The 4,941-nt window shown below is 42.1% G+C and carries 7 protein-coding genes and 1 pseudogene; 6 read left to right on the top strand and 2 right to left on the bottom strand.

Features of this window, described 5'->3' with window-relative positions; all coding sequences use genetic code 11:
* A partial coding sequence (locus CXF78_RS10045) for an energy transducer TonB (RefSeq protein ID WP_102036691.1) occupies positions 1 to 896 on the bottom strand: 896 nt, incomplete at its 3' end.
* Between the two features lie 227 nt (positions 897 to 1,123).
* Here CXF78_RS10045 and CXF78_RS10040 point away from each other — a divergent pair.
* Genes CXF78_RS10040 through CXF78_RS10025 form a run of 4 tightly spaced genes read left to right on the top strand, consistent with a single transcriptional unit; the run spans position 1,124 to position 3,414 of the window.
* Positions 1,124 to 1,861: a DUF1538 domain-containing protein gene (locus CXF78_RS10040; RefSeq protein WP_011637726.1), complete on the top strand. Its 738-nt coding sequence runs from the start codon at positions 1,124 to 1,126 to the stop codon at positions 1,859 to 1,861.
* Between the two features lie 30 nt (positions 1,862 to 1,891).
* A complete protein-coding gene (locus CXF78_RS10035; protein ID WP_102036690.1) occupies positions 1,892 to 2,659 on the top strand; it encodes a DUF1538 domain-containing protein in 768 nt (255 codons plus the stop codon).
* A 3-nt stretch (positions 2,660 to 2,662) separates the two neighbouring features.
* The gene (locus CXF78_RS10030) at positions 2,663 to 3,013 is read left to right on the top strand and encodes a P-II family nitrogen regulator (RefSeq protein ID WP_011637728.1); all 351 of its coding nucleotides are present in this window, start codon (positions 2,663 to 2,665) and stop codon (positions 3,011 to 3,013) included.
* Entirely contained in the window at positions 3,010 to 3,414 is a 405-nt protein-coding gene (locus tag CXF78_RS10025) for a CBS domain-containing protein (protein ID WP_102036689.1), read from the top strand. Before CXF78_RS10030 ends, CXF78_RS10025 begins: the two co-directional genes overlap by 4 nt.
* Before the next feature lie 29 nt (positions 3,415 to 3,443).
* Here the strand turns inward: CXF78_RS10025 and CXF78_RS10020 are convergent, their stop codons facing one another.
* The gene (locus CXF78_RS10020) at positions 3,444 to 4,313 is read right to left on the bottom strand and encodes a LysR family transcriptional regulator (RefSeq protein ID WP_102036688.1); all 870 of its coding nucleotides are present in this window, start codon (positions 4,311 to 4,313) and stop codon (positions 3,444 to 3,446) included.
* 129 nt (positions 4,314 to 4,442) lie between these two features.
* Here CXF78_RS10020 and CXF78_RS10015 point away from each other — a divergent pair, with 129 nt between their 5' ends.
* Complete coding sequence (locus CXF78_RS10015) at positions 4,443 to 4,757, top strand: putative quinol monooxygenase (RefSeq protein ID WP_207892982.1); 315 nt, start codon at positions 4,443 to 4,445, stop codon at positions 4,755 to 4,757.
* A gap of 3 nt (positions 4,758 to 4,760) precedes the next feature.
* Positions 4,761 to 4,941: pseudogene (locus tag CXF78_RS10010) on the top strand (gfo/Idh/MocA family oxidoreductase); the annotation flags it as partial.

The raw sequence follows: 4,941 nt of genomic DNA, 5'->3' as shown, positions 1-4,941 counted from the left end.
TGAGCATATGATTGCGGGTATTTTGGTGGTTTTCTAAATAACGGGGTTTGTTCTTGTTGGTCACTCCATGGCGTCATTTTACCAATCGCAATGCAATGCTCAGTGGCTTTATCGCCTAGGCCTTTTTGCTCATACAGTTTCACTAACAAGGCATGCGCACGAAGCTCATACGGATGGCTATAAGGTAATGCCCGATATTGTTTGATAACTTCAACTAAATTCGTAATAGCTTGAGTTGGCTTACCCATAGTCTCATATAACGCACCCACTAGATAAGTAGCATCAACTCGTTTAATGGCATCCTCTGGCAACTTACTGGTATAAATATCGTAAGCGTCAAACGCCAAAGTCCTCACTGTGCGGGTATAATACTCGGTGCGCGATAATCGGTGAAACGTAATGAGTTTTACTTCTGCAACCGTTAACTCATTGTCAGCTTTTTCTGCGATCTCTATTGCTTCAAATAATAACGTTTTCGCGTATTTATCATCTGTTGTCGATTCAGCTAACCCAATCAAAGGATCGATTAACTCGATACCATTATCGGTCACGTTTTCACGGTATACAGCTAATGCAGAAGTAAATAATTGATGCGCCTTAAGCGTGGCTTCATCTTCAATAACACGGCCTTGATTCTTTTTCTTAGGTTCAACCATTACCGCATTTGCATAATTGATGGCTAACTTAGCGCTATCAAAGCTGTCTTGACCGAATTTAATTTGACCTAACTCATAGGCTTGCTGCGCATATTTCAGCGTATCTTGGTTGTTATTACTTTCAACAGAAGCATTGTACTGTTGATAAGCTTGTGAAAAATCCTCTACATCGGTTGGTTCAGCATAAGCTACGTGGCTAACAAAAGCCGCCGCTATCGATAAGCGTAAAAGTGTCTTCATAACGTTCTAAATCCTTTTTAATTTTATCCTTAACCTTTTCTCGCACTGCGCAAAATACTGGTCGAGTAATATTGAAGTAAATACCCCCCTACTTTTACCCATTTTTATGACTTAGGTCAACTTAATGAAAATCATTGTAAACAATATGTTGCGAAATATTGTCCCATAGGCACACTAAATTATTCCGCTTGTTATTTATCTCAGCGCAAAATAATACAGGAGCCAAGATGTCTGCCATCACCAAATTGCTCCAAGCGATGTTAAGTAGCTTCAAAGACCTTATTCCGATTATCTTAGTGGTCAGTTTTTTTGAAATATTTGTGCTTCATCAAGCGCCTGCAGAACTTGGATCTATTCTTATTGGCGTGGTGTTTATTGTATTAGGATTGACCTTTTTTGTATTTGGTTTGGAAATGGGTTTATTTCCTATTGGCGAATCACTTGCTGAAGCATTAGCCCGCAAAGGCAGTGTATTTTGGTTAGTTATTTTCTCATTCTCATTAGGTTTTGGTACCACATTAGCAGAACCAGCCCTCACGGCAGTGGCAAACGAAGCGGCACAGGTTGCCGCTAATGCTGGTGCGATCGAGTCAAACAAACAATCCATGAGCTCCTATGCGATGGGCTTACGATTAACCGTCGCGGTCTCGGTTGGCCTAGCCATTTTACTTGGGGTCATTCGTATTCTTAAGGGATGGCCAATCCACTACCTCATTATTGGCGGTTACGTGTTGGTAATGATCCTCACCAGCTTTGCACCTGCCAACATTATCGGCATTGCATATGATTCTGGTGGCGTCACCACATCGACCATTACTGTGCCTTTAGTGACAGCACTAGGGGTTGGCCTGGCAAGTGTGATTAAAGGCCGTAATCCGATGGTAGATGGCTTTGGATTAATTGCTTTTGCAAGCCTTAGTCCAATGATTTTTGTATTACTGTACGGCATGGTGTTTTTGCAGTGATCGCAATCGCGAACTATATGAGGAGTTGTTTTGCTCAATGAACTGATTAGCACTTTATTACTGACTGCTCGTGATGTCATACCTATCGCGATAATTTTGTTTGGCTTTCAGCTGGGCGTGCTTAAACGTCCAATAAACCAATGGCGTAAAGTATTACTCGGATTTGTTTATGTGATTATCGGACTCACTTTTTTTCTCGTCGGTTTGCAATTGGCGCTATTCCCTATCGGTGAGAGCATGGCAAATCAACTGACCACCAGCGAGTTTTTACACCCTGATGGTGGTAATGAGCCGTTTATTTGGCAAGACTACTTTTGGGTTTATGTGTTTGCCGCCGCAATCGGTTTTAGCACCACCATCGCAGAACCGTCATTAATTGCAGTGGCAATCAAAGCCAACCAAGTTTCGGGTGGCACCATTGGTATCCAAGGCCTTCGAATGTCAGTGGCGTTTGGCGTCGCGATTGGTATTACGTTGGGTTGTTTTCGTATTGTGGTTGGCGATCCCATTCACTATTACATTATGGCCGGCTATGTTGTGGTGGTCATTCAAACCTTTTATGCCCCAAAAATGATTGTACCTCTAGCCTATGACTCTGGTGGCGTAACCACCTCAACCGTAACAGTGCCATTAGTTGCGGCATTAGGACTTGGACTGGCCACCAATGTTGAAGGCCGTAATCCATTAATTGATGGCTTTGGCTTGATTGCCTTTGCCAGTTTATTTCCGATGATCACCGTTATGGGTTACGCCCAAGCGGTTGACTATTTATCCAAACGAAAAGCCACTAAGGAGTAACCTATGCGCTTTAAATTAATTGTCGCCTTTGTCGACGATGACTGTACCGATAAGGTACTTGATGCAGCGCGTGTTGCAGGCGCAACGGGTGCCACTGTGATTAATCATGCTCGCGGTGAAGGGCTAGAAAAAAAGAAAACCTTTATGGGGCTTACCCTAGATGTTCAGCGTGATGTGATTTTGTGGTTGGTAGAAGAACACATGAGCCGCAACATTCTCGAAACCATATCTAACGTAGGTGAATTTGACACCAATTCAGGCAAAGGTATTGCGATTCAAATTGATGTTGAAGATGCCGTTGGAGTGGCCCATCAAGTTCAAAAATTGAGTAAAGACATTGAGGATCAAATATGAGTAGCACAACCCCTATTTGTAATCGTGACGTAATGAATAACCATTACGTCATGGTTGATGGAATGCACACTGTGGCCGAAGCGATCCAAGAAGCCATTAGCAATAACGTCAATATATTAGTCGTTAATAAACGCAATGAACATGACGAATACGGCATGGTTCTCATGAGCGATATAGCTCGCAAAGTATTAGCCAAAGACAAGTCACCTGAGCGCACTAATATTTACGAAATTATGATAAAGCCAGTACTTTCGGTGCCTTTAGATATGGACGTTCGCTACACAGCAAGGCTTTTTGAGCGCTTTAATATCAATAAAGCGCCGGTGATTGAAGCGGGTGAGATTTTAGGGTTTGTCACTTATGACAATATTGTGCTTAAGGGCATGATAGCAAAGTCATAATATGCATCTACTATATTATGCACATGTGGTTATTCGAGCTGGCGAATAATAAAATCAATCAAAGTTCGTGTTTTTAATGGCAGATTTTTGTCTTTATATAATAAGTGTATTGGCATCGCATCTGGAGGTATTAATGCGCTGACATTTATTAACAATCCAGCTTGAATTGCCTCTTGCACCACAATCTGTGGCTGTAAAATAATGCCCAGTCCATCTATCGCGGCTTGGATTAATACCAAGCCGCTATTAGACAACAATCTAAAGCTGCGTTTACCAAACAACTGGCTATGGGCAACCGCTAATGAAGCACTTTTCGAATAGCTAAAGCCTAAACAATCATGCTGAGGTAAATCGCTAATTGACGCTATTGGCGAGTGTTGAGCTAAATAGTGAGGCGAAGCACAAAATACCATTTCATAATTCATAATATGCCTGCCAATTAACGCAGAATCATCAAGATTGCCAATTCTGACCACCACATCAGCATGATCGACCAGGGGATCGATTAGATTATTATCAAGTCGCAGCTCTACATCAATTTGCGGATATTGCAGTAAAAATTGATTCACTATCGGTGCCAGCACAATATTGCCAAAACTCACTGGAGCATTAATTCTAATGGTGCCTTTTGGCGTCGAACTCATCGACTGCAGCGTGTTTTCAGCTTGCTCAATAGCCATCAAGATTATCTGGCATTCGTGGTAATAAACGTGGCCCGATTCCGTTAATTCTTGTTGACGAGTAGTACGGTTAATGAGCTTAACCCCAAGGTAGGCCTCTAACTGATTAATGTGTTTACTCACCATAGTCCGGCTGATATTAAATTTATGCGCAGCTGTGCCGTAGTTGCCCTGCTCAGCCACATGACTAAACACCTGCATCGCGGTTAATTTATCCACCGAATATCCTTAATATTGCATCAAACCAGTGTTAATTATAAACCTATGGTGTTTTCTGTAAACACTAGTAGGCCATTTTGCCTTGCGCCTAACTGGTTTACGATGCCCCATTATTATTAAGGGGTCGATATGGATAACAAACTGGATCAACAAGGCGTGTTTATCACCGCTGAAATTCACATTAAAGACCAAGTGCCTTTGGCACAAGGAATCGCAGCTGTCCGTCAATTCTGTGCAGATATGAATAGCGAACCAGGCTGTTCACTTGCAATGGCTCTGCAAAATAAAACCAATCCTAAGCAATTTGTGTTTTGGGAACGTTATAACGACCAAGCGGCATTTGATGCCCACTTTGCAGCTGTTCATACTCAAGCCTTTATCAAATCGGCGTTAACCGATCTAAAGCAAGCGTTTGACTATCAACTATTAACCACTGAGGGATAATTAATGTCTGGATCGATTAAATGGGCAATTTTAGGCACCAGTTTTATCTCTGGGGTAATGGCTGATGCGATTAAAGCACAAGGTCAAAGCACAATTTATGGTGTTGCCGGACGCAACACCACAACATTGGCAGAGTTCGCCACCCAGTATCAAATTCCACATCAATTTTCGGATTTTGATGCGT

Origin of the sequence: Shewanella sp. 11B5 (assembly GCF_002836795.1) — a bacterium.
Classification (GTDB): Bacteria; Pseudomonadota; Gammaproteobacteria; order Enterobacterales; family Shewanellaceae; genus Shewanella; species Shewanella frigidimarina.
The sequence above is the reverse complement of the archived record's forward strand: the minus strand, read 5'-3'. Positions and strand labels throughout refer to the sequence as shown.

Coding starts and splice junctions, on each gene's coding strand:
- CXF78_RS10040 (WP_011637726.1), top strand. CDS start 1,124: ATGTCTGCCATCACCAAATTGCTCCAAGCGATGTTAAGTAGCTTCAAA.
- CXF78_RS10025 (WP_102036689.1), top strand. CDS start 3,010: ATGAGTAGCACAACCCCTATTTGTAATCGTGACGTAATGAATAACCAT.
- CXF78_RS10015 (WP_207892982.1), top strand. CDS start 4,443: ATGGATAACAAACTGGATCAACAAGGCGTGTTTATCACCGCTGAAATT.
- CXF78_RS10030 (WP_011637728.1), top strand. CDS start 2,663: ATGCGCTTTAAATTAATTGTCGCCTTTGTCGACGATGACTGTACCGAT.